Here is a 21,428-nt window from a genome sequence, read left to right as displayed (position 1 = left end):
GCTGCCGCCTGGGCGCGGCGGCCCGACCGTTCCTCCGCCACATCCCCCATGCCGCTGCCGATCCGATCCCGCCTGCTCGTGCTCGTCCTCTCCGTGATGCTCCCGGGCATCATCGCGGCGCTCTGGGTCAGCTGGCAGACCTGGAGCGACGAACAGGAAGCCACCGTCCGCCACATGCGCGACAGCACGCGCGCGCTGTCCATGGTCGTGGACAAGGAGCTGGCGCGCCGGGCCGGCATCGCGCGGGTGCTGTCGCTGTCGCAGATCCTGGACAGCGCGCCGCAGATCGCGCCCGAGGACCTGGCCATGCTGGAGCTGCAGTCGCGCCGCGCGATGCAGGGGCTGTCGGGCTGGGTCGAGCTGACCGCGCCGGACCGCACGCTGTTCAGCACGCGGCTGGCCGCCGAACGCGCGCCCGAGGCGCCGCTGGCCGCGCCCGCCACCGCCGCGCCGCTGTCACCGCCAACGGCGGCCGCGCCGATCGCGCCGATCGCGCCGGCCATGGCCGCGTCCACGCCGGCCACCTCGCGCCCGCCCGGCCTGCCCAGCATCGCCGCCTCGCGGCCGGTGCTCGCGCGCGAGGCGGTGCCGCTGCTGGAGCAGGCGGTGATCGGGGATCTCGGTCCGGATCCGGCCACGGGGCAACTGCGCGCGCAGATCGTGCAGCCGATCGAGCGCGGCGGCCAGGTCTGGCTGAACATGAACATCACCGTGCTGCCGCAGGAGCTGCAGCAGATCATCGATGGCCAGCGCCTGCCGGGCGACTGGACCGCCACGATCATGGACGGCCGCGGCACCATCGTCGCGCGCCATCCCGGCGGCATCAGCTACGCCGGCCGCACGCCCAGCGACGACCTCCGGCGCCTGATGGCCACGCGCGACGAGGCGCGCTTCGAGTCCGTCAACCTCGATGGCAAGCCGGTGGCGGGCTATTTCAGCAAGTCGCCGCAGGGCTGGACCGTCGTCACCGCCGTGCCGCGGGACTTGGGCCTGGCCGGCCTGGGCGGACGCACCGCGCTGCAGCCGATCGCGATCGGCGCGCTGCTGCTGGTGCTGGTCGGCATGTTCGGCGCGCTGTGGATCAGCCGGCGGATCTCCGGCCCCATCCATGCGCTCAACGAGATCGCCAATGAGCTGCGCGCCGGCGAGCCGGTGCGCGCGCCCAAGACCGGCATGCTCGAGTGCGACGAGGTCGCGCTGGCGCTCGAGGACGCCAGCGCCGCGATCCGCCAGGGGCGCTCGGAGCTCGAGGACCGCGTCAACGAGGCCATCGACCGCACCCGCGAGGCGGAGCAGCTCAGCTCGCGCGCGCAGCGCATCGCGGCGCTGGGCCGGCTGACCGGCGGCGTGGCGCATGACTTCAACAACCTGCTCGGCGTGATCAGCAACAGCGCCCACCTGATCCAGCGCAGCCCGCACGCCGAGTCGCTGGCGATGCCGCTGGGCGCGATCATGCGCTCGGTGGACGTTGGCAGCCGCCTGACGCAGCATCTGCTGCGCGTGGCGGGCCGGCAGTCCGTCCATCCGCAGGTGATCGACCTGCGCTCGACGCTGGGCGAGATGAACGAGCTGCTCGCCACCGTGCTGGGCAAGCGCATGCAGCTGACGACCACGATGGCGCCGGACCTGCCCAGCGTGCGAGTCGATCCCTCGGAGCTGGAGCTCGCGCTGATCAACATCGCGCTGAACGCGCGCGACGCGACCAACGGCATGGGCGAGATCACGCTCGAGGCCGGCCGCGCCGCGCCGGGCGACACGCAGGACCTCGCGCCCGGAGAGTACGTCGCCATCACGGTCACCGACCGCGGCCCGGGCATCCCCGAGGACATCCTGTCGCGCGTCTTCGAGCCCTTCTTCACGACCAAGCAGGTCGGCAAGGGCACCGGGCTGGGACTGAGCCAGGTGATGGGCTTCTGCGTCCAGGCCGGCGGCACGGCGCGCATCGCGAGCCAGTCCGACGCCGGCACCACGGTGACGCTGCTGCTGCCCGCGCAGGCCAATGCGCCGGCGCGCGCGCGTCCCGCGCAGCCGCGCGAGGACGCCCGCCCCAATCACCTGGCCGGCGCGCGGGTGCTGCTGGTCGAGGACAACGAGGAGCTCAACCGCGTCACCGCCAGCCTGCTGCGCAGCTTCTCGTGTCAGGTGCTGTCGGCCAAGGACGCGGACGAGGCGCTGCAGCTGTTCGGCAGCGGCGCGGCGGTCGACGTGGTGCTGTCGGACGTGGTGATGCCCGGCTCGATGGACGGCCAGGCGCTGGCGCGCGAGCTGCGCCGGCGCCGCGCCGGCCTGCCCATCGTGCTGATCAGCGGCTTCAGCGAGGCGCTCACGGCGGAGTCCTCGTTCATCGTGCTGCGCAAGCCGGCCTCGCCGTCGCAGATCCTGGAAGCGCTGCAGCGCGCGATGGGGCTGCCCACGGGTATGTGACTTGCTGATTCCCTGGCGTCTCCACTCCCTTTCTGAAGGACTGCCATGGACAACAAGGATGTCATCGACGAACTGAACACGCTCATCGAGACCTGCAAGGACGGCGAATACGGCTTCCTGAGCTGCGCCGAGCACGTCAAGAGCGCCAGCCTGCGCGAGGTCTTCGCGCAGCGCGCCGCGGACTGCCGCCAGGCCTGCGCGGAACTGCAGCAACTGGTGCGGCAGCACGGCGGCCAGCCCGAAGACGAAGGCAGCACCAGCGGCGCGATGCATCGCGGCTGGGTCGCGGTCAAGGGCACGCTGACCGGTTACAGCGACAAGGCGATGCTCGAGGAATGCGAGCGCGGCGAGGATGCCGCGGTGGCCCGCTACCGCAAGGCGGCGCAGAAGGACCTGCCGGCCGGCGTGCTGGAGGTCGTCCAGCGCCAGCTCGCCGGCGCGCTGCGCAACCATGACCAGGTCAAGATGCTGCGCGACCAGGCGCGCAACGCCGAGAAGGTCTAAGGGGCCGCGGGCCGGTCCTGACCGGCCCGCTGCGCCCGTTCCGCCCGCTGCGCCGCCTGGCCTGCGCCCTCCTCCTCCCGCCGCTGCTTGCGGCCGTGGAGGAAGCCGGCGACGACGCCCAGCAGCAGCTGCGTCAGCTCCGGACCGACGCGGCCGCGCAGGCTGGCCGGCGCGAAGCCCCACAGCACGGTGAGCAGCTGCAGCATCCCGAGCTCGGGACGCTCGGCGTCCTGTCCGCGGGCCGCCTGCGCGTCGCGTCCGCCATCCGGGCGATGCGCATCGACACGCTCGCGGCGCCCATGCCGCTCGTGCTGCCGCTCATGCCGATGCCGGCGGCCCCGCACCAGACGCCAGAACAGCCAGCTCGCGCCGGTGCCAAGCGCGGGCAGCAGCCAGCGGCTGGGCACCATCACGGCCTTGCCGCGCTGGCGCAGCGAATCCCAATGCAGCTGGAACTCGAGGTCGCGGCGGACCACGCGCAGCTCGGCCATCTCGATGCGCAGGGTCAGGTCCTGGATGGTCTCGGGCAGCGCCGGATCGGGGAGATCGGGAATGCGGCGCGGGTCGGGGCGATCATGGCGTTGGGGGGGGACGGACATCGGGACTCGACTCCTCGGGATCCATCGGATCGTTGAACAGCCAGTGGAACTGGCGCCGCGACGCGGGCAGCGACAGCATCGGCGCGAGCGCCTTCATCGCGGCGGCGACCCACAGCAGCACCAGCAGGTTCAGCACCAGCACGCCGGCGAAGGCCCAGGGCCAGCTCAGGCCGAAGTGCACCGCCAGCGCCGCCAGCAGCGCCCACAGCGCGAGCCAGGCCGTCGCGCCCGCGATCGCGGCGATGACGCCGAGGATCGCCAGGCTGATCAGGCCATGCCGGGCGCGGCGCAGTTCCAGCGCCAGCAGCAGCAGGCGGCCCGACACCATGCCGCGCGCGGCGCGGGCCATGCCCTGGACATCGCCGAGCCAGCCGGTCTCCGGGGGCGGGACCGGCGGAGCGGGCGGCGATGGCGGGGGCGGGGGCGATGGCGGGGGCGGAGAAGGCGGCAGGCCGCCAGCAGAAGCAGCCGCCGAGGCGGCTGCGGAAGACGCGGACGTGCCGGCGCTGTCGCTCATGGGCGCGCCGGACTCAGCGCGTCAGGCGCGCGATCAGCAGGCCCACCGCCAGCGCGGTGCCCACCGCCATCAGCGGATGCTCGCGCACGTTCGCGCGCAGGCTGTCGCACCATTCGTTGCCGGTCGTGCGCAGGCGGTCGGCCCGCTCGTGCAGCAGGTCGTTGGTGTCCTCCAGGCTTTTCTGCAATTGCTGCGCGGCCGGCGCGGCGGTGGTGGCGAGCCGGTCGATCGTCGCGTGCGCCTTGTCGGCCACGCGATTCACCAGGTCGGCCGCCGCCGTGCTGGACGGCGTGCTTCCGTTGGCGGCCTTGGCGGCATCCTCGGCCGTCGTGAACGGCACGGTCTTGTCGCTCTTCTCGTTGTTCGGCGTGGTGCTCATGGCGTGGATCCTTTCGTCGTGCACGGGGCAGTGGTGGAAAGCGGTGAGTGAATCGATGGCAAGCGTGGATGGCAAGCGGCGTACCGCCTGGCGTGCTTCTCCGTCAGCACGCGCCGCGCGTCAAGCGTCATCGCGGCAGTGGGGGCTTGGGATGGGCGTCGAGCCCGCGATGCGGGGACTCGGCGACCTGCGGCCGGCCGCCCTCGGGCTCCAGCATCTCCTCGATGATGAAGTGCCCGTAGTACTGGGCGCGCTCGGCGCGGTTGCGGCGCGCGATCTCGGCGATCTCGCGCGCCTGCTGGTCGTCCTTGGCCTTGACGACCAGGAAGTGATAGCCGCGCTCCGCCAGCTCGCCGTGACTGCGCAGCAGGTTGATTTCCTGGCCGATGGCCGCGAGCGGGCTGGCCCGCTTCAGGTCGCGCTCGACCAGCGCCACCATCTCGCGGTCGTCGATCGCATGCAGGTCCTCGCCGGCGATGCCGTGCGCGCTCAAGGCGGCGCGCGCCTGGGCGGCGTCGGCGGGGGCCGCGAAGCTGATCACGAGATGATCCACCGGCTTGTGCACGCCGAAACTGGTGGGGCGCTCATCGTCGCGGCCCGATGCCGCGCCGGAACGGAGGGAGGTGGCCATGTCGGGCTCCTTGAAGTCGGACGGACTCTCCCGGCAAGGCAAGCCTCGTACCCATGGCGCCTGCTGCCTTTCCGGCGCACGAAGCGAGGGGACACGCATGTCCCCGCTTCCGTGTCGACCCCGTTGACGATCGGGTCATCGGGGGGTTACACCGGACGCGCTGAATCCCCTGAATCCGTCGGTGAAATCCCCAAGCTTGGGGAGCCCGCCGGGCACGGCGATTGCCATTCGTCCCGACCAACTATCGAGACAGGGAAGGAGCGAGCGATGAATGACGGCCTCACGTCGGTGCTGTACGTCGAAGACAGTCCGCTCAACGTCATCGTGATGGAGGCGATGTTCGAGCAACGCCGCGACCTGCGGCTGCACGTCGCCGAAGCCGGCATGCCCGCCTGGCGCTTGAGCGCGCAGCTGCAGCCGGCCCTGCTCCTGGTCGACCTGAACCTTCCCGACTGCCACGGCTCGGACCTGCTGAAGCTGCTGCGCATGCGGCGCGGCTGGTCGCAGGTGCCGGCCATCGCGGTCACCGCCGATTCCGATTTCGACGCGCTGGGCGCCGGCTTCCTCGAGTTGTGGGCCAAGCCGCTGGACGTGCGCCGCACGCTGGACCGGCTGGCCGAACTGCTGCCGCCGCCCCGCAGCGGGCTGCTCGCGGCGCCGCCCCGGCCGGCCGCCGCGCACGACGCCGGCGGCGGTCCGTCGGGTGTCGCGATCGATCCGGCCGCGGATGGCGGCCGGCGCGAACCGGGGATGATGGCCCGGCACAAGCAGTCGCTGGCGCCGCGCCAGACCGATTACGGCTGGGTGCGCTGAACGCAGCGCGGAGGCCCCCGTGACCGCCTGGCTCGATGCACCGCTGAGCACCCTCTCCCTCCACCACATCGACTTCCCGGGCGAGGCGCGCGAGGCCGCGCCGCGCCTGCGGCCGGCCGTGTTCGTCGACAAGGACGGCACGCTGGTCGAACCCGATGAACAGGCCGTGGCCGACCCGTCGCGGCTGCGCTGGATGCCCGGCGCCGGCGAGGCGCTCGCGCGGCTGCAGGCGGCGGGGCTGGCGCTGGTGCTGGTCACCAACGAGAGCGGCATCGCGCGCGGCGCGTTCACGCGGGCCCAGTTCGCGCGGCTCCAGGGCACGCTGCTGCGGCGGCTGACGGACGAGTTCGGCGTGACGCTCACCGATGTCGCGGTCTGTCCGCACGCGCCCGACCCGCAAGGCCGCCCGGCCTGCCTGTGCCGCAAACCGGCGCCCGGCATGCTGACGCGCGCGGCGCGGGCGCATGGCCTGGACCTGGCGCGCTCGTGGATGGTCGGCGACCTGCTGGACGACGTCGAGGCCGGCCATCGGGCCGGCGCGTCGGCGCTGCTGCTGGACACCGGCGGCGAGACCGTCTGGCGGCGCTCGCCGCTGCGGGAGCCGGATGGTGCGTTCAGCGACTGGCCCTCGCTGGCCGATCATCTGGCGCGCGTGTCCGCGACGACGAACGCGCCGCCCGGCGCGGCGCTGGCACCGGCGTAGCGACCTCCACCCGCGGCTGCGTCTTCAGCAGGCCCATGAGGCGGCGCTCCGCGGCGCTCAGGCCCGGCGCGGCCGCCGGCGCGCGCACCCAGCGCTGCGATGGCAGTTCCGCGAGCTGCCGCGCCTGTCCCCACTCGAGCACCGCCGGATGGATGTAGGACTTGCGGCAGACCGCGGCCGTGTTGCCCAGCCGCGCCGCCACGTCCTTCACCGTCTGCTTCAGCGCGTCGGCGGGCGCGGTGCCGGCGCGCGCGTGACCCAGCAGCAGGTCGAGCGCCAGCACGCTCGCGTGCCAGGTCCGGAACACCTTCGCGCTGCAGGTCGGACCGCCCACGGTGCCCAGCCAGTCGTTGACGTCGGCCGCGTCGATGCGGTGAGGCTGGCCCGACTCGTCCTCGTAGCCGAACAGCTCCCGCCCCGGCAGGTCGCGGCAATGGCGCACCAGCGCGGCCACGCGATCGTCGCGCACCGCGAGTTCATGGCGCACGCCGCTCTTGCCCGGGAAGCTCAGCAGCAGCCGGTCGCCGCGCACCTTCACGTGGCGAGACAGCAGCGTGCTCAAGCCATAGGAGCCGTTGCTGCGCGCGTATTCGCGGTGGCCGATGCGCATCCAGGTGCGGTCCAGCAGGCGGACCAGCGCGGCGATGACGCGATCGCGGTCCAGCCCGCCCTCGCGCAGCCGGCGCTGCACCTGGCGGCGCAGCCGCGGCAGGCGCTGGCCGAAGTCCAGCAGCAGGCCGAACTTGTTCTCGCCGCGCAGCGCCATCCAGTCGGCGTGATAGCGGTACTGCTTGCGGCCGCGCGCGTCGCGGGCCGTGGCCTGGATGTGGCCGTCGTCGCGCGCGCAGATCCAGACGTCGACATAGGCCGGCGGGATCGCCAGCGCGCGGATGCGCCGCAGCGTGCCTTCATCGCGCACCGGGCGGCCCTGATCGTCAACGTAGCGGAAGCCCTTGGGCGCGCGCAGACGGCGCAGCCCCGGATCGCAATCGGAGACCCAACGAAGCGGCATGTCTGTCCTCCTTGCCCAGGCAAGGCAGGCCGCATGCCGCAGCCGCCTACTGCGCGGCCTTGTCCGCCGCCGCCGCGTCTTCCGCGGCGTACTCCTTCAGGCGGTTGTAGAGCGTCTTCAGGCTGATGCCGAGCACGGCCGCCGTCTGCTCCTTGTGATGCTTGTAGTGCTGCAGCGTCGCGAGGATGAAGGCCTTCTCCACCTGCGCCATCGAGCTGCCGAGCGGCATCGTCACCGCCGGCCCGGACGACTCCGACGGCGAGGGGGCCGCGAACGCCGGCGCGGGCGCCGCCGCTGCCGGCGCGGCGAAGCTCGTCGCCGCCGCGGCGGAGGCCGCCGTCGACTGCGGCTCGGCGCCCTCGCCCTTGGGCAGCCACTGCTCGTCGACGACCTCGCCCGCCGCCATCACGTACGCGCGCTGGACCGCGTTGCGCAGCTCGCGCACGTTGCCGGGCCAGTGGTAGGTCTGCAGCTGCGCCAGCGCCTTGGCGGTGAAGCGCTTGTTCTTGCCTTCCTTGGCCGCGATCTGGCGCAGGAAGTGGTCGGCCAGCAGCGGCACGTCGTCGAGACGGTCGCGCAGCGGCGGCATCTCGATCGGGAACACGTTGAGCCGGTACAGCAGGTCCTCGCGCAGCTTGCCCGCCTGCACCGCCTGCAGCAGCGGGCGGTTGGACGCGGCGATCACCCGCACGTCGGCGTCCAGCGTCGTCGTGGAGCCCACGCGCATGAAGCGGCCCGTCTCCAGCACGCGCAGCAGCTTGACCTGCAGCTCCATCGGCATCTCGGTCAGCTCGTCCAGGAACAGCGTGCCGCCGCTGGCGCGCTCGAAGAAGCCTTCGTGCTGCTTGTCCGCGCCGGTGAAGGCGCCCTTCTCGTGGCCGAAGATCTCGCTCTCGATCAGGTTGGGCGAGATCGCGCCGCAGTTCACCGCCAGGAACGGCTTCTTGCGGCGCCGGCTGAGGTCATGCACCGTCTGCGCGACCAGTTCCTTGCCGGTGCCGCTCTCGCCATTGATGAACACCGAGACGCTGGTCCCGGCCACGCGCGAGATCTGCTCATAGATGCGCTGCATCGGGACCGTGCGGCCCCACAGCAGGCCGAAGTGGCCGCTGTGCGCCAGGTTGGCGTTCAGGTCGGCGACCTCCGCCTGCAGCGCCGCCGGCTTCATGACGCGCGACAGCACGCCCTGCAGCTGCGTGATGTTGATCGGCTTGACCAGGTAGTCCGCGGCACCCATGCGCAGCGCCTGGATCGAGGTGTCGAGGCTGGCATGGCCGGTGATCAGCACCACCTCCGAATTGGCCACCAGTTGCGGGTCCTGGAACAGCTCCATGCCGTTGCCGTCCGGCAGCTGCAGGTCCAGCAGCACCACGTCGGGCTGCTGCAGCGCGATGTGCCGCCGGGCATCGCGCAGGGTGTGGGCCACCGAGACGGTGAACTTCTCGCTCGCAATCAACTCCTGCAGGGTGGCGACGGAATCGACATCGTCATCCACGATCAACGCATGGGTCACCGGTACATCCTTGATGGTTGGGAGCCGCCTGCATTGGCGCTCCGTGTGGCGGGCCGGCCGTCAACGTCACAACCCGTTGCCAGCGCTTGCCGCCTTCTGGTTTCTGTCCGTGACGCGTGCCCTCGATGCCTGGGACATCGCCTCCACTTGCACGCATCACCCGCGGTTCGGTTCTTCGTGAGAAATGTCTGCTGAACCTCCATAACTCATTCTTGCAGCAAGCGGACCGCTTGCCAGCCCCCATGGGGATTTGATTTGAAAAAAATTCCGGCGACGCGGCGCGATGCGGGGAGCATCACGAACGCGATACGAACAACAGGCACGAAAAAGCGGCACCGGAACGCCGCGCGAGGACGGGCGGGGTCCGGTGCCGCGAGCGGTCAATGACCGCGATGGGTCGCGTGGTCAGGGTCAGGCATCCCGGCGGCGGCGCTGGATCCAGCCCACCAGCGCCAAGGCGACGACCAGGGTGAGGAAGTTGCGGATCTCGAAGGTCGTGCCGGATTCAGCGTCCGCGTCGCGCGCGGGCGCCGGGGTCGCCGTCGCTGAGGTGGGCGAGGTCGGCGCCTGGCCCTGGGGGGCGGTTCTGGCGCTGGCCGGAAGACGGTGGGAGGGGCTGGTGGCCGGAGTCGTGGTCTCCGGGCGCGTCAGCGCCGCGAGCTTGGCACCCTCCAGGAAACTGCCCGAGCCCTCCGCATGGGCCGCGGACGCGGCCAGCAGCAGCGGCATCGCCCAGGCGAGCTTGCGCAGGTGCATGAAAACCTCCTGTGATGAAGACGAGCCAAGGGAGTCGGCTCCGTCTGCGGCGGCCGGACATCCGCCCAGCCGCCGCGGTCGCCACACGTCCACGCGCGGCCGGGACAGGAGGCAAGCACCGTGCCCGGACGAACGATCGGTGACGATTTCACACGTGTTTCCGGGACAGGCCGAAGTGGCGCGGCGGCCATCGCTGGCCGCCACGGTCAACGCCTCAGCACCAGGGCCAGCCGGGGCCCCATGGCGCGGCCCAAGGCACGCCGAAGCAGGCGTGGTGGAAGCCGCCATATGGCGGCATCGGCGCGCAGGGGCTCAGGACGGCCGCGGCGAAGTGGCCCAGCAGCGCACCGAGGCCGAATCCGATGCCGCCGGCCAGCAGGCCCGCTCCTGCGCCTTGGAACGGGGAGAAATTGGGGGAGAAATTTGGAGGGAAGGAAAAGTCCGGCGAGTACGTCCCTGCGCCGGTACCGAAGGCGTAAGGGGTGAATGGCACGGGCGAGGAAGAAAACAGCGGCACCGGGTTCGGCATTCGTGCCGCCGCGGGCATCGATATCCGCGGATGCTGCACGGCAGGAGACCAATGCCTCTGCACAGGGGCTCTGGCGCGCAGTTGGTCGGCGCGCTGCCGATTGATCGCGTCGCCTAACTGGCGTGATCGATCCGCACGACCTCGCAGGTCATCGGAGACGGCCTCCTCATCCGCCAGATCCGATCCGCTGTCGCGGTCCGTCTCCCACGCCGCGGGCTCCTCCGCGTACGACGAATGGGCAACGCCAGGGCGCGCTGCATTCATTGGGTGCATCGAGACCTCCTTCGAACGACATCGACCCCGGCTCGGGGACTGCGCTTCGTCGGCGTCCCGTCAGGAGAAGTTCCTCTCACGCCGCAGCGCCTCGCCGGGCAGCACCGCCGGCACGCGCGCGGCGGCGGCGATGGTGAGCGGCAGGTCGTCGGTCGCCACCAGCACGCGGGCGTCCGCCGCGAGCGCCGCCAGCTCGCCGATCGAGCCGACCGGTGGCAAGGCCTGGCCCCGCGCGGGCATCGCCGCCCGAAGCTCCAGCAGCGCGGCCTCCTCGCCGGGGAATGCGCACAGCACGATGGCGGTGTCGTCGGCCCAGGCATCGACCAGCGTCTCGGCGGCCGCCGCGAAGGCCGCCGCCGGACAGGCGCGCGCGCCGCCGCCGCCCGGGCAGACGAGCACGTAACGCTGACCGAAGCGCAGACCGGCTTGCTGCAAGGCGTTGCGCATGTGGTGGCTGTCCTTGGGCAGCAGGCGCAGGCGCGGACGTTCGTCCGCCGTGCGCATGCCGATGTGGGCGACCAGGTCGAGCTGGCGGCGCGTGTCGTCGTGGACAGCGCCGTCATCGAGGAGTCCGTCGCTGAGCAGTCCATGCGCCGGCTCGCGCACGTGGGCCAGCACCAGGGGGATGCCGGCCATGCGGCACAGCAAGGCGGGCGGCAGGGCGTCCTGCGTCGACGGGGAGAACAGCACCGCCGCATCGAAGTGGCTGCGCCGCAGACGGCGCACGAGATGCATCTCGGCGTCGCCGCGCATGGTGGGCGGCTCCGCGTTGAGCGCGGCGGCGCCGGCGGCGGTCCAGGGCGCGTTGAAGGTCATGACGTCGTCGACGGCCTGGAGGTGGGGGCGCAGGGCCAGCGCCTGCGGCGCGGCGAGCAGCGTGAGCTGCGTCCACGGCATGGTCTCGTGCAGGGCCGCGAACGCGGCCGTCGAGGCGAGCACGCCCGCGAGACCGTCCAGCCGCACCAGCAGCACGCGCCGCACGTTGCACCAGCGGCGATGGCGTTCGCCCGCCTGCGTGGCCGCGTCGACCGGCGCTGGCGCCTCGAGCACGGAAACGCCCGCCTCGCCGGATCCCGGAGGGTCCGGCGGGCGGGCGCGCAGTTCGAGCGAGGTCGCGATCATGCCGCTGGTCCGGGCAAGCGGCATGCCGGACGCGGAGCGAGCAACGGCGCGCCTTCGCGCGTGATCGCACGCTCGCGTTCCGCTAGATCACTTCGTCTTGCCGGCGGAACTGCCGGACGAAGCGCCGGTCGAACCCGGCGAGGTGCCGGTGGACGCGCTGGACAGGCTCGACGACCCGGTCGAGGTCGAGAGGCTGCCCTCATGCGTGCCCGTGCCGCTGCCGAGCGAATTGCCGCCCTGCCCGTAACGCGTCGAGTCCGACGTGTCCTGCTGGCCCGCCTGCTGACCTGACGAAGATCCGGCCGAGCTGAACTGGCTCGACGATCCCGACGATCCCGTGGACCCCGTCGCCCCTTGCCGGCCCGAGCGCTCCGAACGCCACTTGTTGAAGTCCTCGGAGAACTTCTGGTACCGGTCCTGGCGCCAGCTGTGATAGTCGTTGTCGAGGTTGCGCACCTGCTCCGCGCGCCACTGCTGGTAGTCGGGGTCATGCGGGAGCTGCCCTTGCGAGCCGCCCTGATACCCGCCCTGGCCGCCGCCTTGATAGCCCTGGCCGCCATAGTGCTCGCCCAGCGTGCTGCCATAGCTGCCGGAGCCGCCGCCGGACATGCCGCCGTAGTCACGGCGGCCGCTGTCCTCGCGCCAGCCTTCATGACGCGGCCCCTGGTCGCGATAGCCGCCGCCCTGGCTGCCCGGGCTGCCCTGGCCATAGCCGCTCGACGCACCATAGCTGCTGGTGCCGTAGTTGCCCGAGCCGCTGTAGCCGCCATAGCCGCCCGATCCGCCGTAGCTGCCGCCGCCGTAGTTGCCGCTCATCGAGCGCTCGCGGCCGCCGCCCCAGCCTTCGTTCTCGTAGCCGCCGCGATAGCCGCCCTGGCTCTGCATGTCGCCGTGGCCGCGGTAGTCCTGACGGTACTCGTCGCGGTAGTCGCGTCCGCCGCCCTGGCCGCCGCCATAGCCGCCGCGCTGCTCATCGCGATCCGCCTGGAAGCTCGAGCCTTGATAGGCCGGCTGGTAGTCCTCGCGGGAGCGGTCCTGCGACCGGTAGCCGCCGCTCTGGGCGCCATAGTTCGGTCGGTCGCGGTCGTTCTGATCCCACTGGCTGTCGTGACGCTGATCTTGTCGTCCTCGTTGCCCATACTGGTTCATGGCGCTTCCTTTCAAGCGTTTGGCCGGTTGTACAAACCCGGCGGCCCACGCCGCCGAATCACACGTGAACAGGCAAGCCCCATGCCTCCTCCATGAAGACTTCAAGCATCCCTTCATCACGGGAGATCACCGTGTTCATCGGCCATCCCGGCGATTCGACGGGCGCACGAACATCCCTGCCCTGGCGCGGATTCAAACCGGCTTGAGCGTTCGTTCGGCGGTGGCGGCGGCCTCCTCCCGCAGGCTGTGGCGCTTGGCGAAGGCCCAGCTGAGTTCGGCGCCCATCAGGAACACCTGGGTCGAGTAGTAGACCCACAGCATCATGACCACCAGCGAAGCGGCGGCGCCGTAGGCCGAACTCACGCCGCTGCGGCCGATGTAGAGCCCGATCAGCGTCTTGCCCAGGCTGAACAGCGCCGACGTGATCAACGCGCCGACCCACACGTCGCGCCAGCGCACGGGAACGTCGGGCACCCACTTGTAGATGACGGCGAACATCACCGTGATCAGCGCATAGGCCAGCGTCGCGTTGAGGATCTGCGCGAGCAGCACGAACTCGGAGCCCAGCCACGGCGTCCACCATTTGCTGATCGCGGCGAGCGCGGCGCTCGCGACCATCGAGATCATCGACAGGAAGCCCAGTCCGAGGATCAGGCCGAGCGACAGCAGCCGCTTGCGCAGCAGCGTCAGCAGGCTGCTCCAGACCGGGCCGGAGCGCGCCAGGGGCGCCTTCCAGATCCGGTTGAGCGCGTTCTGCAGCTCCGCGAACACCGAGGTCGCCCCGATCAGCAGCACGACGGTGCCGATCACCGCGGCCCAGCCGCCCTCCTCGGGCCGGTTGACGCGCTTGAGCAGGTCCTCGACGGCCATCGCGCCCTGCAGGCCGATCAGGTCGGCGAGCTGGTCCATGACCTCGCCGCGCGCCGCCTGCTGGCCGAAGACGATGCCGGCCACGCTGATGACGATCAGCAGCAGCGGCGCGATCGAGAACAGCGTGTAGTAGGCCAGCGCCGCGCCCATGCTGGGGGCGTTGTCGTCGCTCCAGCCCTGCGCGGCCTCGCGGACGATCTCGACGGCTTCGTGGACGGCGGGCGGCAGCTTGAGCATGCGGGAAGGCCGCCGCGTGGCGCGGCGGGAAACGGGCGTATCCATGGTCGAGGCAAGGGAAATACCCGCCGCGCCGCGCCCGCGGCGGCCGGGATGGCGGCACGCGATTTGCCTCGTTGTCCTTGTCCCAACTGACTAGGAGATCTCCTCATGGCCAGCACCACCATCGCATCGGACCGTGTCGAAGGCACGAAGGTCTACAACGGCAACGGCGACAAGCTCGGCTCGATCGACAACCTCGTGATCGACAAGCGCTCGGGCCTGGTCCGCTACGCGGCGCTCGAGTTCGGCGGCTTCCTGGGCATCGGCACCGACCGCTACCCGATCCCGTGGAACATGCTGAAGTACGACACCAGCCTGGACGGCTATGTCGTGCCGCTGCGCGAGGATCAGCTCGAGAAGGCGCCGCGCTACGCGCAGACCGACCGGCCCGAGTACACCGACGAGTACGGCCGCAAGGTCTACGACTACTACGGCGTCGCCTGGATGTGACGATCTGAGCGCCCGATGCGCGCCACCGGCGCCATCGGCGCGGCGGGAGACGGCCATGACCGGCCGCCTCCCGCTCCGCATGCGCCTCTCGCGCGTGAATCAGGCCGAGCGCGGACCATGGCGGCTTGCCATCCGCTCGCGCAGCCATCGCGCCTCGATGCCCTTCCCCACGGCCTCGGCCGCGCGGATCGCCAGTTGGAAGGCGCGGCGTGTCGGACGCTCGCGCAGGTTGGCTTGAGACCAGGTCCAGGCACGCAAAGGGTCCTGCCCGACACCCAGATAGAACTCGGCGGCGTGGTCCGCGAAGGCTTCCGGGTGATCCCGCAGCAGCGCCTCATAACGGCGGCTTGCCGCCAGGATCTCGTCCTTCGACAGATCGAGGCGCCCTTGCCGCCGATGCAGCTCCCCGAGCAGCGCAAGCGCTTCGGGCTCACCCGAACGTTCAGCCACGCGGCGCAGCCTCGCTTGCGCCCGCGCGTGCTCGCCCCGCGCCAGCTCGATCTCGGCCAGGTGAATGGCCGCCGCCGCGTAATCGGGCAGCAGGCGCAACGCCTCGGCATAGAAAGCCGCGCCGCGCGCCGCGTCGCCGCCCTGCTCGTTCCACATCAATCCTCGGGCGAAGGCGATCGATGCGCCCGGAAAGGGCGACGTGGTGTCCAGCATGGCCAAGGCCTCGGCGTAATGCCGGTCCGCCTCCTCGAGCCGTCCCACGGCGGCCTCGGCGCGCGCGAGCGCCGCGAGGCTCGAGAAGCCGCGCCGCCGCGCCGCTTCTTCTCGCAACGCGGGCAGCGCCTCGGCCGCCCGCCCTGTAGCGATCAACACGCCGGCTCGCCGCAGCGCAGAGGCACCGGCTGCGGCCAGGTCCTGCTCCGCGGCCGCGAAGCGATGGAGCGCCGTCCGTGCCCGCGCCCGCCGCAGCAATGCCGGGGCGCTCATGGCGGGCTCATCGGCCATCACCGCGACGTCATCGAGCACCTCGTAGTCAGCGACGAACTGCAGGCGCATCAGCCGCAATTCCAGCCCGGCCGGGTCACGGCCCATCTGCTGAATCTGCTGGTCGAGATTGACGAGCGCGATCGCGCCCTGCGTCGTGGACTCGACCGTCCGCGATGGACCAGGCAGCGCCGTCGGCTGAGAAGCGGGCATCGTGCCGCCACCCGCCAGCGCGGCCAGAAGGATCGATGCGGCCTTCATGGCGCCGCCAGGAATGGAAACTCGACGATCGAATGCCGGTGGTCGTCGCGCGTGACGCCGTCGTCGGCCACGTCGGGCGTGCCCCGGATCAGCAGCGACCGGAACACCGCGTTGACGTTGTGCAGCGGCGTCCGGCCGCCGCAGTCGGGCGGGTTGGCGGCGCCGAAGGCGCGCCGCTCGACGGCCAGATAGTCCTCGCAGCGCGTCTGCCGGCTGTCCACCCACAGGCGGTCGTCAGCGAGCAGCTCCGCCAGTCTCCGATAGCGCCCCGCGCCCGCGGCCTTCGTCTCCGCCAGCCACTGGTTGCCGGCGACCCCGTCGAAGCTGTCATACAGCGCGAGGTTGCGGCCGATCTCCGCCGCGAAGTCCGGCCAGTGGACAGGATCGGCGCGGTTGTAGGCCTCCTTCATCGCATCGGCGGCCTCGTCCGTGCCGATGGTCCCGAGCAATGCGTTGCCGGTCAGTGCGCGGCCCATCCGATCGATGGGCGCGCCCGGCGGCGGCGGTCCGGCATCCGCCGGCTGGCGCCGTTCCGTCCGCCCCCACACGGCCAGCATCGGCCCGCCGGCATCGACCAGCCCGAGGTCCACCGAGAGCACCAGCGCCGAGGTGGTCCATCCGGCGAGGAAGTTCCGCGCGGGTCCACCCTCGGTCTGTCCCCAGAGGGTGCCGATGCGCCGCAGCGTGTCCGTGTCGAAGCGGTAGCCGCTCGCCTCCCGCGGCGCCTTGCCGGCGCGGATCGCGTCGGCGGCGGCGTTCAGCGCGGCCCGCGTCCCTCGGACGTTGTTGAAGTAGGGATCGTCCCGCTGCCCGGCGAAGACGCGGAAGCGACCGCCCCGGCTCGCGAGACCCGATGGCGCGCTCGCGTCGCCCTCGGCGGTGTCTTCGCGCCCGGCCCAGCATCGGATCGCTCCAGCCGCGTCGAACTGGCAGAGCAGCCGCGTGCCCACGGTCGCGTCGCCAAAGCGGGAGCCGCTGTCGACGTGGAAGACGTATTGCACCTGGTCGGAAAAGCGCTTGCCGACGATGTCCATGACCAGGTTCAGGCGCTTGCCATCGGCGGAGGTCCATGCGAACAGGTCGCCGATGTCGGCGGCCGGATCGGCGGTGACCGTGGGCGTGTCCAGGTGATCGGCGGCCAGCGCCGGCGCGGCGGCGAGGAGCGCGGCCCAGATCAGCCGGCGCAGAGGGAGGAAGGCGGTGTGGTTCATGCCGCCGAGAGTAGGGATCGCGGCCTCGGAAAACTTGGCAAAAACTGCGGTCCTGCTGACAGTCCAGGGAAGCCGGCGGCCTAGCATCCCGGACACGCCGCCCCTGGAGCCCACCTGGAGGCCCGCTTCGATGCCCTTGCCGATGCCAACACCGCTGTCCGCGCCCCCTCCCGCCCCGCCTGGATCCGAGCGCCGATACCGTCCGCTGCGGTCGGACGATGGCCTGCGCCTGATGCATTGCCAATGCCGCGCGCCCAAGGGCGCGCGGCCGGTCGACGAGGAACATCGCGCCTTCTCCATCACGCTGGTCGACCGCGGCCAATTCACCTACAGGACGCGCGCGGGTGGCGCGCTGCTTGGCCCGGGCTGGCTGATGCTCGGGAACGCCGGTGACGGCTACGCCTGCTCCCATGAGGACTGCGATGGCACCGGCGACGACTGCACGGTGCTGTCGCTGCCGGCCTCGATGCTCGAGGACACGCTGGAGGCGCTCGGCGGCGCCGGTGCCGCCAGGGACGCCGGGCGCTTCGAACGCGCCTGCCTGCCGCCGCTCCCGCGCGTGGCCAGCCTCTTCCGCGGGCTGGACGACGGGGGCGGCGAAGGCTTCGCGCTCGAGGAGGCCGCGCTGGCCATCGTGGCGCAAGTGCGCCGGGCGCTGGATGGCGGCGAGGCGCCCTCCCCGCTGCCGCGCCAGGACGAGCGGGCCCGCGCCGCGGCGCATTGCATCGAGGCGCGCAGCGCCGAGGCGCTGACCCTGGATGAGGTGGCGCTGGCCGCCGGCCTGAGCCCGTTCCATCTGCTGCGCGTGTTCCGGCAGTCGATCGGCGTGACGCCGCACCAGTACCTGATGCGCCAGCGGCTGATGCACGCGCTGCGCCTGCTGCGCGACACCGGCCGCCCGGTCACCGACGTCGCCTACGACACCGGCTGGGCGGACCTGTCGAACTTCAACCGCGCCTTCCGGCGCGAGTTCGGCTGTTCGCCGCGAGCGCTCCGGCAGGGCGATCGCCGGCTGCTGACGACGACCGCATGAGCGGCGGCCGGGGCGATGGCCTGCGCGATGGCCTTCGCGGCCTCACTTCACCGCCACCTTGCCCACCATCCCGGCTTCGACCACCTGAACAGGGGGAGGCCGAGGCTTCCCGCCGGGGTCAAGGTCAAGCGTGCGGATCCGCCGCGCCTCAGCGGATGTCCGAGATCGCGCTTCCGGAAATCCGAGACCGCGCCGCCCCGATGCCGAGAAGGCGACTGCGCCGCGCACAACGTAATCGCGCGCGCCTTCCCGACATGCCCAGCCCCCTTCGGCTCCTGCAAGGTCTCACAGGTTGACGCTGGTCATGCGCGCTCACTACCCTGCGCGTCCGCCCTCGCAGAGCGGCTGACACGGCAGAACGCCGGCAGGGAGGACCCATGCAGGAACTGACCCAACTGTTGACGCAGGCGCTGCTTCAGCTCGAGCACGCGCACCCGCCCTCGTCCGCCGCGCTGCGGACCCGGCATCTGCTCTCCGAGGCGCTGGCCGCCAGCCGCGCGCCGGTCCGCGCGGCGCCGGCCACGATGCTGCGCGTGATCGTGGCCGACGACCACCTGCTGGTGCGCGACGGCCTGGTCGCGCTGCTTCGGCGCGAGCCCGACATCGACGTCGTCGCGCAGGCCCGGGACGGCCTGGAGCTGGTGCGCCTGGCCCGCGAGCACCGTCCCGACCTGCTGCTGGTGGACACCGACATGCCGGTCATGAACGGCCTGGAGGCGCTGCGGCGCATCCGCGCCGAGCCGATCGCCTGCAAGGCCGTGTGCCTGTCCTCGCGGGCCCTGCCGCGCGAGGTGGTCGCCGCCATCGACGCCGGCGCCCAGGGCTTCGTGCTGAAGGACAACTCCTTCGACGAGCTGGTGCGCGGCGTGCGCCGCGTCATGCAGGACCAGATCTTCATCAGCGGCGAGCTGCTGCAGGGCACGCTCGCCGGCATGCGCCAGGACCCGCGCGAGCTCGCCATCGCTCAGCTCACGCCGCGCGAGCGCGAGATGGTCCAGCTCTTCGCCGAGGGCTACAGCGCGCAGCAGATCGCCGACCAGCTCCACGTCAGCGCCAAGACCGTCGCGACGCACCGCGAGCACGTCTACGCCAAGCTGCGCATCCAGAGCATCGCGGAGCTGACCCGCTTCGCGCTGCGCGAGGGTCTCACGACGCTCGACGCGCGCCCGCCGCGCTGAGCCGGCCCGGGCCGCGCGCCGCGCGGCGCCGTTCAGTCCCCCTTCAGTACCGCTCCGGCACGAACATCTCCGGCGGCACCGGATGCCGCACGTAGTCGTCGTGGCGCTCGCGGTCGGGCAGCCGGATCTCGGTGCGCTCGACCTCGTGGTAGGGGAACTGGTCCAGCAGGTGCTGGATGCAGTTCAGCCGCGCGCGCTTCTTGTCGTCGGCCGCGACCACCCACCACGGCGCCTCGGCGATGTGGGTGCGGTCCAGCATGATCTCCTTGGCCCGCGTGTAGTCCTCCCAGCGCCGGCGCGACTCCAGGTCCATCGGCGAGAGCTTCCACTGCTTGAGCGGGTCGTGGATGCGGCCCAGGAAGCGCAGGTGCTGCTCCTCGTCGCTGATGGAGAACCAGTACTTGATCAGCGTGATGCCGGAGCGCACCAGCATGCGCTCGAACTCGGGCACCGAGCGGAAGAACTCCTCGACGTCGCCGTCCTCGCAGAAGCCCATCACCCGCTCGACGCCGGCGCGGTTGTACCAGCTGCGGTCGAACAGCACGATCTCGCCCGCCGCCGGCAGGTGCGGCACGTAGCGCTGGAAGTACCACTGGGTGCGCTCGCGGTCGTTGGGCGCGGGCAGCGCCACCACGCGGCACACGCGCGGATTCAGGCGCTGCGTGATGCGCTTGATCGCGCCGCCCTTGCCCGCAGCGTCGCGCCCCTCGAAGAGGATCACCACCTTCTGCCGCGTGTGCTGCACCCAGTCCTGCAGCTTGACCAGCTCGCGCTGCAGCCGGAACAGGTGCTTGAAGTAGGCGTGCCGCTCGTCGTGCGCGCTGTCGGTGTCCTCCTCGTCGAGCGCGCGCAGCGCCTCGTCGACGTGGCGGTCCTCGATCTCGAGCTCGAGTTCCTCGTCGTAGCCGTCCTGGAGGTCTCGGCGGATGCGTTCGACGAGATCGTCGCGGTCGTTGGCAGCGGTCATGGGGGTGCGGGAATCAGAAGAGTTGAACGAAGAGCCAGTACAGCGAGCCCGACAGCAGGATGGCCGCCGGCAGCGTCAGCACCCAGGCCATCAGCAGGTTGCGGATGGCGGCGGCTTGTTGCCCTTGGGCTCGTCGTAGAGCTCGCGGTTCTTGACGGCGGCCTTGAGCACCAGCAGCAGGATCGCGGCCAGGCCGAAGCCGATCAGCGGCGACAGCAGCAGCGAGTAGCCCACCTTGGCGGCCTGGCTCCAGTCGACGCCGCTGGTGCCGTCGCGGCCGTGCATCAGCGCGTTGGCCACGCCCACGCCGATGATCGAGCCGATCAGCGTGTGCGAGGACGAGGCCGGCAGGCCCAGCCACCAGGTGCCCAGATTCCAGACGATGGCCGCGATCAGCAGCGCGAAGACCATCGCGAAGCCCGCGCCGGAGCCCACCTGCAGGATCAGCTCGACCGGCAGCAGCGAGATGATCCCGAAGGCCACCGCGCCGCTGGACACGACCACGCCCAGGAAGTTGAAGAGTCCCGACCACACGACCGCGAAGTGCGGCGGCAGCGAGTGGGTGTAGATGACGGTGGCGACGGCGTTGGCCGTGTCGTGGAAGCCGTTGACGAACTCGAAGCCGAGCGCGATCAGCAGCGCGACGCCCAGCAGGAGCAGCGGCAGCCAGTGGGCCGAGATCGTGCCGGCATCGGCCACGTCGCTGTAGAGGCTGTGCGCGCCGAAGGCCAGTCCCAGCGCGAGCAGCGCGCCGAAGATCAGCTTGACCAGCGGGCTGGCGCCGCCGTCGAGCTTGGGCCGGGTGTCGGCCGCGGCATGCGCGGCGGCGGGAGAAGGCAGTCCTGTGTCCATCGCGGGGCCCTGTCGGTGAATCGTTCGGTGAATCAACCGGACGAGCATCGGCGGGGGCGATGACGGCTTCGTGACTGCGCGGGCTCGTGTTGAAATGCGCCGCCCCGCTTCACCTCCGCCCCGCCCCCCGTTTCGAAGGACCGCCGATGATTCTCGAAGTCGCCCCCTTGCCCGTGCGCCCCGGCCAGGAGGCGGCCTTCGAGGCCGCCTTCGCGCAGGCGCAGAAGATCATCGCGGCCATGCCCGGCTACCTCGGCCACGAGCTGCAGCGCTGCCTGGAGCGGCCCGGCGAGTACCTGCTGCTGGTGCGCTGGCGCTCGCTGGAGGACCACGAGGTGGGCTTCCGCAAGTCAGCCCACTACCAGGAGTGGAAGACGCAGCTGCACCACTTCTACGACCCCTTCCCGGTGGTGTCGCATTACGAGGCGGTCGAGGGTGCCGAGGGCTGAAGCGCCGCCGCGCCGCCCGCG

General features: G+C 71.4%; 22 protein-coding genes and 1 pseudogene. 8 read left to right on the top strand and 15 right to left on the bottom strand.

Annotated features, from left to right (window positions below; all coding sequences use genetic code 11):
- The first annotated feature begins 48 nt into the window (after nt 1-48).
- Together ACEN96_RS14635 and ACEN96_RS14630 are read left to right on the top strand one after the other, a co-directional pair.
- Complete coding sequence (locus tag ACEN96_RS14635; RefSeq protein ID WP_495583821.1) at nt 49-2,424, top strand: ATP-binding protein; 2,376 nt, start codon at nt 49-51, stop codon at nt 2,422-2,424.
- A gap of 45 nt (nt 2,425-2,469) precedes the next feature.
- Nucleotides 2,470-2,928, top strand: a complete 459-nt coding sequence (locus ACEN96_RS14630; protein WP_495583820.1) for a ferritin-like domain-containing protein — start codon at nt 2,470-2,472, stop codon at nt 2,926-2,928.
- On the opposite strand, the gene ACEN96_RS14625 is transcribed toward ACEN96_RS14630, so the two are convergent.
- The 4 genes from ACEN96_RS14625 to ACEN96_RS14610 form a co-directional block, all read right to left on the bottom strand.
- Nucleotides 2,925-3,527 carry a hypothetical protein gene (locus tag ACEN96_RS14625; RefSeq protein WP_495583819.1) on the bottom strand — a complete coding sequence of 201 codons (603 nt, stop codon included), beginning with the start codon at nt 3,525-3,527 and terminating at the stop codon, nt 2,925-2,927. The genes ACEN96_RS14630 and ACEN96_RS14625 overlap by 4 nt on opposite strands.
- Entirely contained in the window at nt 3,502-3,876 is a 375-nt protein-coding gene (locus ACEN96_RS14620) for a hypothetical protein (RefSeq protein ID WP_495583818.1), read from the bottom strand. The genes ACEN96_RS14625 and ACEN96_RS14620 overlap by 26 nt, the downstream gene beginning before the upstream one ends.
- Before the next feature lie 181 nt (nt 3,877-4,057).
- On the bottom strand, nt 4,058-4,423 hold the full coding sequence (locus tag ACEN96_RS14615) for an ElaB/YgaM/YqjD family protein (protein ID WP_495583817.1): 366 nt from the start codon (nt 4,421-4,423) through the stop codon (nt 4,058-4,060).
- A gap of 127 nt (nt 4,424-4,550) precedes the next feature.
- A complete protein-coding gene (locus ACEN96_RS14610; protein WP_495583816.1) occupies nt 4,551-5,054 on the bottom strand; it encodes a hypothetical protein in 504 nt (167 codons plus the stop codon).
- A gap of 267 nt (nt 5,055-5,321) precedes the next feature.
- On the opposite strand from ACEN96_RS14610, the gene ACEN96_RS14605 reads away from it, so the two are divergent.
- Both ACEN96_RS14605 and ACEN96_RS14600 read left to right on the top strand, forming a co-directional pair.
- Nucleotides 5,322-5,867 (top strand): response regulator, encoded by a 546-nt coding sequence (locus ACEN96_RS14605; protein ID WP_495583815.1) that lies wholly within the window; start codon nt 5,322-5,324, stop codon nt 5,865-5,867.
- 19 nt (nt 5,868-5,886) lie between these two features.
- The gene (locus ACEN96_RS14600; RefSeq protein WP_495583814.1) at nt 5,887-6,570 is read left to right on the top strand and encodes a D-glycero-alpha-D-manno-heptose-1,7-bisphosphate 7-phosphatase; all 684 of its coding nucleotides are present in this window, start codon (nt 5,887-5,889) and stop codon (nt 6,568-6,570) included.
- Here the strand turns inward: ACEN96_RS14600 and ACEN96_RS14595 are convergent.
- The 7 genes from ACEN96_RS14595 to ACEN96_RS14565 all read right to left on the bottom strand — a co-directional run bounded on the left by ACEN96_RS14595 (nt 6,482) and on the right by ACEN96_RS14565 (nt 14,076).
- On the bottom strand, nt 6,482-7,582 hold the full coding sequence (locus ACEN96_RS14595; protein WP_495583813.1) for a DNA topoisomerase IB: 1,101 nt from the start codon (nt 7,580-7,582) through the stop codon (nt 6,482-6,484). The two genes, ACEN96_RS14600 and ACEN96_RS14595, sit on opposite strands and share 89 nt — an antisense overlap.
- Nucleotides 7,583-7,628: 46 nt before the next feature.
- A complete protein-coding gene (locus ACEN96_RS14590; RefSeq protein ID WP_495583812.1) occupies nt 7,629-9,095 on the bottom strand; it encodes a sigma-54-dependent transcriptional regulator in 1,467 nt (488 codons plus the stop codon).
- A gap of 411 nt (nt 9,096-9,506) precedes the next feature.
- Entirely contained in the window at nt 9,507-9,851 is a 345-nt protein-coding gene (locus ACEN96_RS14585) for a hypothetical protein (protein ID WP_495583811.1), read from the bottom strand.
- A gap of 214 nt (nt 9,852-10,065) precedes the next feature.
- Entirely contained in the window at nt 10,066-10,653 is a 588-nt protein-coding gene (locus tag ACEN96_RS14580; RefSeq protein ID WP_495583810.1) for a hypothetical protein, read from the bottom strand.
- A gap of 60 nt (nt 10,654-10,713) precedes the next feature.
- Nucleotides 10,714-11,799, bottom strand: coding sequence for a glycosyltransferase family 9 protein (locus ACEN96_RS14575; protein WP_495583809.1), 1,086 nt, complete (start codon nt 11,797-11,799; stop codon nt 10,714-10,716).
- A gap of 63 nt (nt 11,800-11,862) precedes the next feature.
- Entirely contained in the window at nt 11,863-12,924 is a 1,062-nt protein-coding gene (locus tag ACEN96_RS14570; protein ID WP_495583808.1) for a hypothetical protein, read from the bottom strand.
- A 192-nt stretch (nt 12,925-13,116) separates the two neighbouring features.
- The gene (locus ACEN96_RS14565) at nt 13,117-14,076 is read right to left on the bottom strand and encodes a YihY/virulence factor BrkB family protein (protein WP_495583807.1); all 960 of its coding nucleotides are present in this window, start codon (nt 14,074-14,076) and stop codon (nt 13,117-13,119) included.
- Between the two features lie 105 nt (nt 14,077-14,181).
- Here ACEN96_RS14565 and ACEN96_RS14560 point away from each other — a divergent pair, with 105 nt between their 5' ends.
- Nucleotides 14,182-14,523, top strand: coding sequence for a PRC-barrel domain-containing protein (locus tag ACEN96_RS14560; protein WP_495583806.1), 342 nt, complete (start codon nt 14,182-14,184; stop codon nt 14,521-14,523).
- A gap of 99 nt (nt 14,524-14,622) precedes the next feature.
- Here the strand turns inward: ACEN96_RS14560 and ACEN96_RS14555 are convergent, their stop codons facing one another.
- Together ACEN96_RS14555 and ACEN96_RS14550 are read right to left on the bottom strand one after the other, a co-directional pair.
- Nucleotides 14,623-15,717, bottom strand: coding sequence for a tetratricopeptide repeat protein (locus tag ACEN96_RS14555; protein ID WP_495583805.1), 1,095 nt, complete (start codon nt 15,715-15,717; stop codon nt 14,623-14,625).
- Entirely contained in the window at nt 15,714-16,928 is a 1,215-nt protein-coding gene (locus tag ACEN96_RS14550; RefSeq protein ID WP_495583804.1) for a hypothetical protein, read from the bottom strand. The genes ACEN96_RS14555 and ACEN96_RS14550 overlap by 4 nt, the downstream gene beginning before the upstream one ends.
- 232 nt (nt 16,929-17,160) lie before the next feature.
- Here ACEN96_RS14550 and ACEN96_RS14545 point away from each other — a divergent pair, with 232 nt between their 5' ends.
- On the top strand, nt 17,161-17,961 hold the full coding sequence (locus ACEN96_RS14545) for a helix-turn-helix transcriptional regulator (RefSeq protein WP_495583803.1): 801 nt from the start codon (nt 17,161-17,163) through the stop codon (nt 17,959-17,961).
- A gap of 377 nt (nt 17,962-18,338) precedes the next feature.
- Nucleotides 18,339-19,139, top strand: a complete 801-nt coding sequence (locus ACEN96_RS14540) for a response regulator (protein WP_495583802.1) — start codon at nt 18,339-18,341, stop codon at nt 19,137-19,139.
- A gap of 43 nt (nt 19,140-19,182) precedes the next feature.
- On the opposite strand, the gene ppk2 is transcribed toward ACEN96_RS14540, so the two are convergent.
- The gene (gene ppk2 / locus ACEN96_RS14535) at nt 19,183-20,106 is read right to left on the bottom strand and encodes a polyphosphate kinase 2 (RefSeq protein WP_495583801.1); all 924 of its coding nucleotides are present in this window, start codon (nt 20,104-20,106) and stop codon (nt 19,183-19,185) included.
- 105 nt (nt 20,107-20,211) lie between these two features.
- A pseudogene (locus ACEN96_RS14530) lies at nt 20,212-20,958 on the bottom strand (inorganic phosphate transporter); the annotation flags it as partial.
- A 146-nt stretch (nt 20,959-21,104) separates the two neighbouring features.
- On the opposite strand from ACEN96_RS14530, the gene ACEN96_RS14525 reads away from it, so the two are divergent.
- Nucleotides 21,105-21,407, top strand: a complete 303-nt coding sequence (locus ACEN96_RS14525; RefSeq protein ID WP_495583800.1) for an antibiotic biosynthesis monooxygenase family protein — start codon at nt 21,105-21,107, stop codon at nt 21,405-21,407.
- The last annotated feature ends 21 nt before the right edge of the window (nt 21,408-21,428 follow it).

The organism is Roseateles sp. Mitsp63 (assembly GCF_059491535.1).
This window is presented reverse-complemented; position numbering and strand designations above follow the sequence as displayed.

Excerpts from the sequence above, each read along its gene's own strand:
- ACEN96_RS14625 (WP_495583819.1), bottom strand. The coding sequence starts at position 3,527 with ATGTCCGTCCCCCCCCAACGCCATGATCGCCCCGACCCGCGCCGCATT.
- ACEN96_RS14635 (WP_495583821.1), top strand. The coding sequence starts at position 49 with ATGCCGCTGCCGATCCGATCCCGCCTGCTCGTGCTCGTCCTCTCCGTG.
- ACEN96_RS14570 (WP_495583808.1), bottom strand. The coding sequence starts at position 12,924 with ATGAACCAGTATGGGCAACGAGGACGACAAGATCAGCGTCACGACAGC.
- ACEN96_RS14585 (WP_495583811.1), bottom strand. The coding sequence starts at position 9,851 with ATGCACCTGCGCAAGCTCGCCTGGGCGATGCCGCTGCTGCTGGCCGCG.
- ACEN96_RS14560 (WP_495583806.1), top strand. The coding sequence starts at position 14,182 with ATGGCCAGCACCACCATCGCATCGGACCGTGTCGAAGGCACGAAGGTC.
- ACEN96_RS14565 (WP_495583807.1), bottom strand. The coding sequence starts at position 14,076 with ATGGATACGCCCGTTTCCCGCCGCGCCACGCGGCGGCCTTCCCGCATG.
- ACEN96_RS14545 (WP_495583803.1), top strand. The coding sequence starts at position 17,161 with ATGCATTGCCAATGCCGCGCGCCCAAGGGCGCGCGGCCGGTCGACGAG.
- ACEN96_RS14555 (WP_495583805.1), bottom strand. The coding sequence starts at position 15,717 with ATGAAGGCCGCATCGATCCTTCTGGCCGCGCTGGCGGGTGGCGGCACG.
- ACEN96_RS14605 (WP_495583815.1), top strand. The coding sequence starts at position 5,322 with ATGAATGACGGCCTCACGTCGGTGCTGTACGTCGAAGACAGTCCGCTC.
- ACEN96_RS14615 (WP_495583817.1), bottom strand. The coding sequence starts at position 4,423 with ATGAGCACCACGCCGAACAACGAGAAGAGCGACAAGACCGTGCCGTTC.
- ACEN96_RS14575 (WP_495583809.1), bottom strand. The coding sequence starts at position 11,799 with ATGCCGCTTGCCCGGACCAGCGGCATGATCGCGACCTCGCTCGAACTG.
- ACEN96_RS14550 (WP_495583804.1), bottom strand. The coding sequence starts at position 16,928 with ATGAACCACACCGCCTTCCTCCCTCTGCGCCGGCTGATCTGGGCCGCG.
- ACEN96_RS14540 (WP_495583802.1), top strand. The coding sequence starts at position 18,339 with ATGCAGGAACTGACCCAACTGTTGACGCAGGCGCTGCTTCAGCTCGAG.
- ACEN96_RS14630 (WP_495583820.1), top strand. The coding sequence starts at position 2,470 with ATGGACAACAAGGATGTCATCGACGAACTGAACACGCTCATCGAGACC.
- ACEN96_RS14610 (WP_495583816.1), bottom strand. The coding sequence starts at position 5,054 with ATGGCCACCTCCCTCCGTTCCGGCGCGGCATCGGGCCGCGACGATGAG.
- ACEN96_RS14525 (WP_495583800.1), top strand. The coding sequence starts at position 21,105 with ATGATTCTCGAAGTCGCCCCCTTGCCCGTGCGCCCCGGCCAGGAGGCG.
- ppk2 (WP_495583801.1), bottom strand. The coding sequence starts at position 20,106 with ATGACCGCTGCCAACGACCGCGACGATCTCGTCGAACGCATCCGCCGA.
- ACEN96_RS14620 (WP_495583818.1), bottom strand. The coding sequence starts at position 3,876 with ATGGCCCGCGCCGCGCGCGGCATGGTGTCGGGCCGCCTGCTGCTGCTG.
- ACEN96_RS14595 (WP_495583813.1), bottom strand. The coding sequence starts at position 7,582 with ATGCCGCTTCGTTGGGTCTCCGATTGCGATCCGGGGCTGCGCCGTCTG.
- ACEN96_RS14580 (WP_495583810.1), bottom strand. The coding sequence starts at position 10,653 with ATGCACCCAATGAATGCAGCGCGCCCTGGCGTTGCCCATTCGTCGTAC.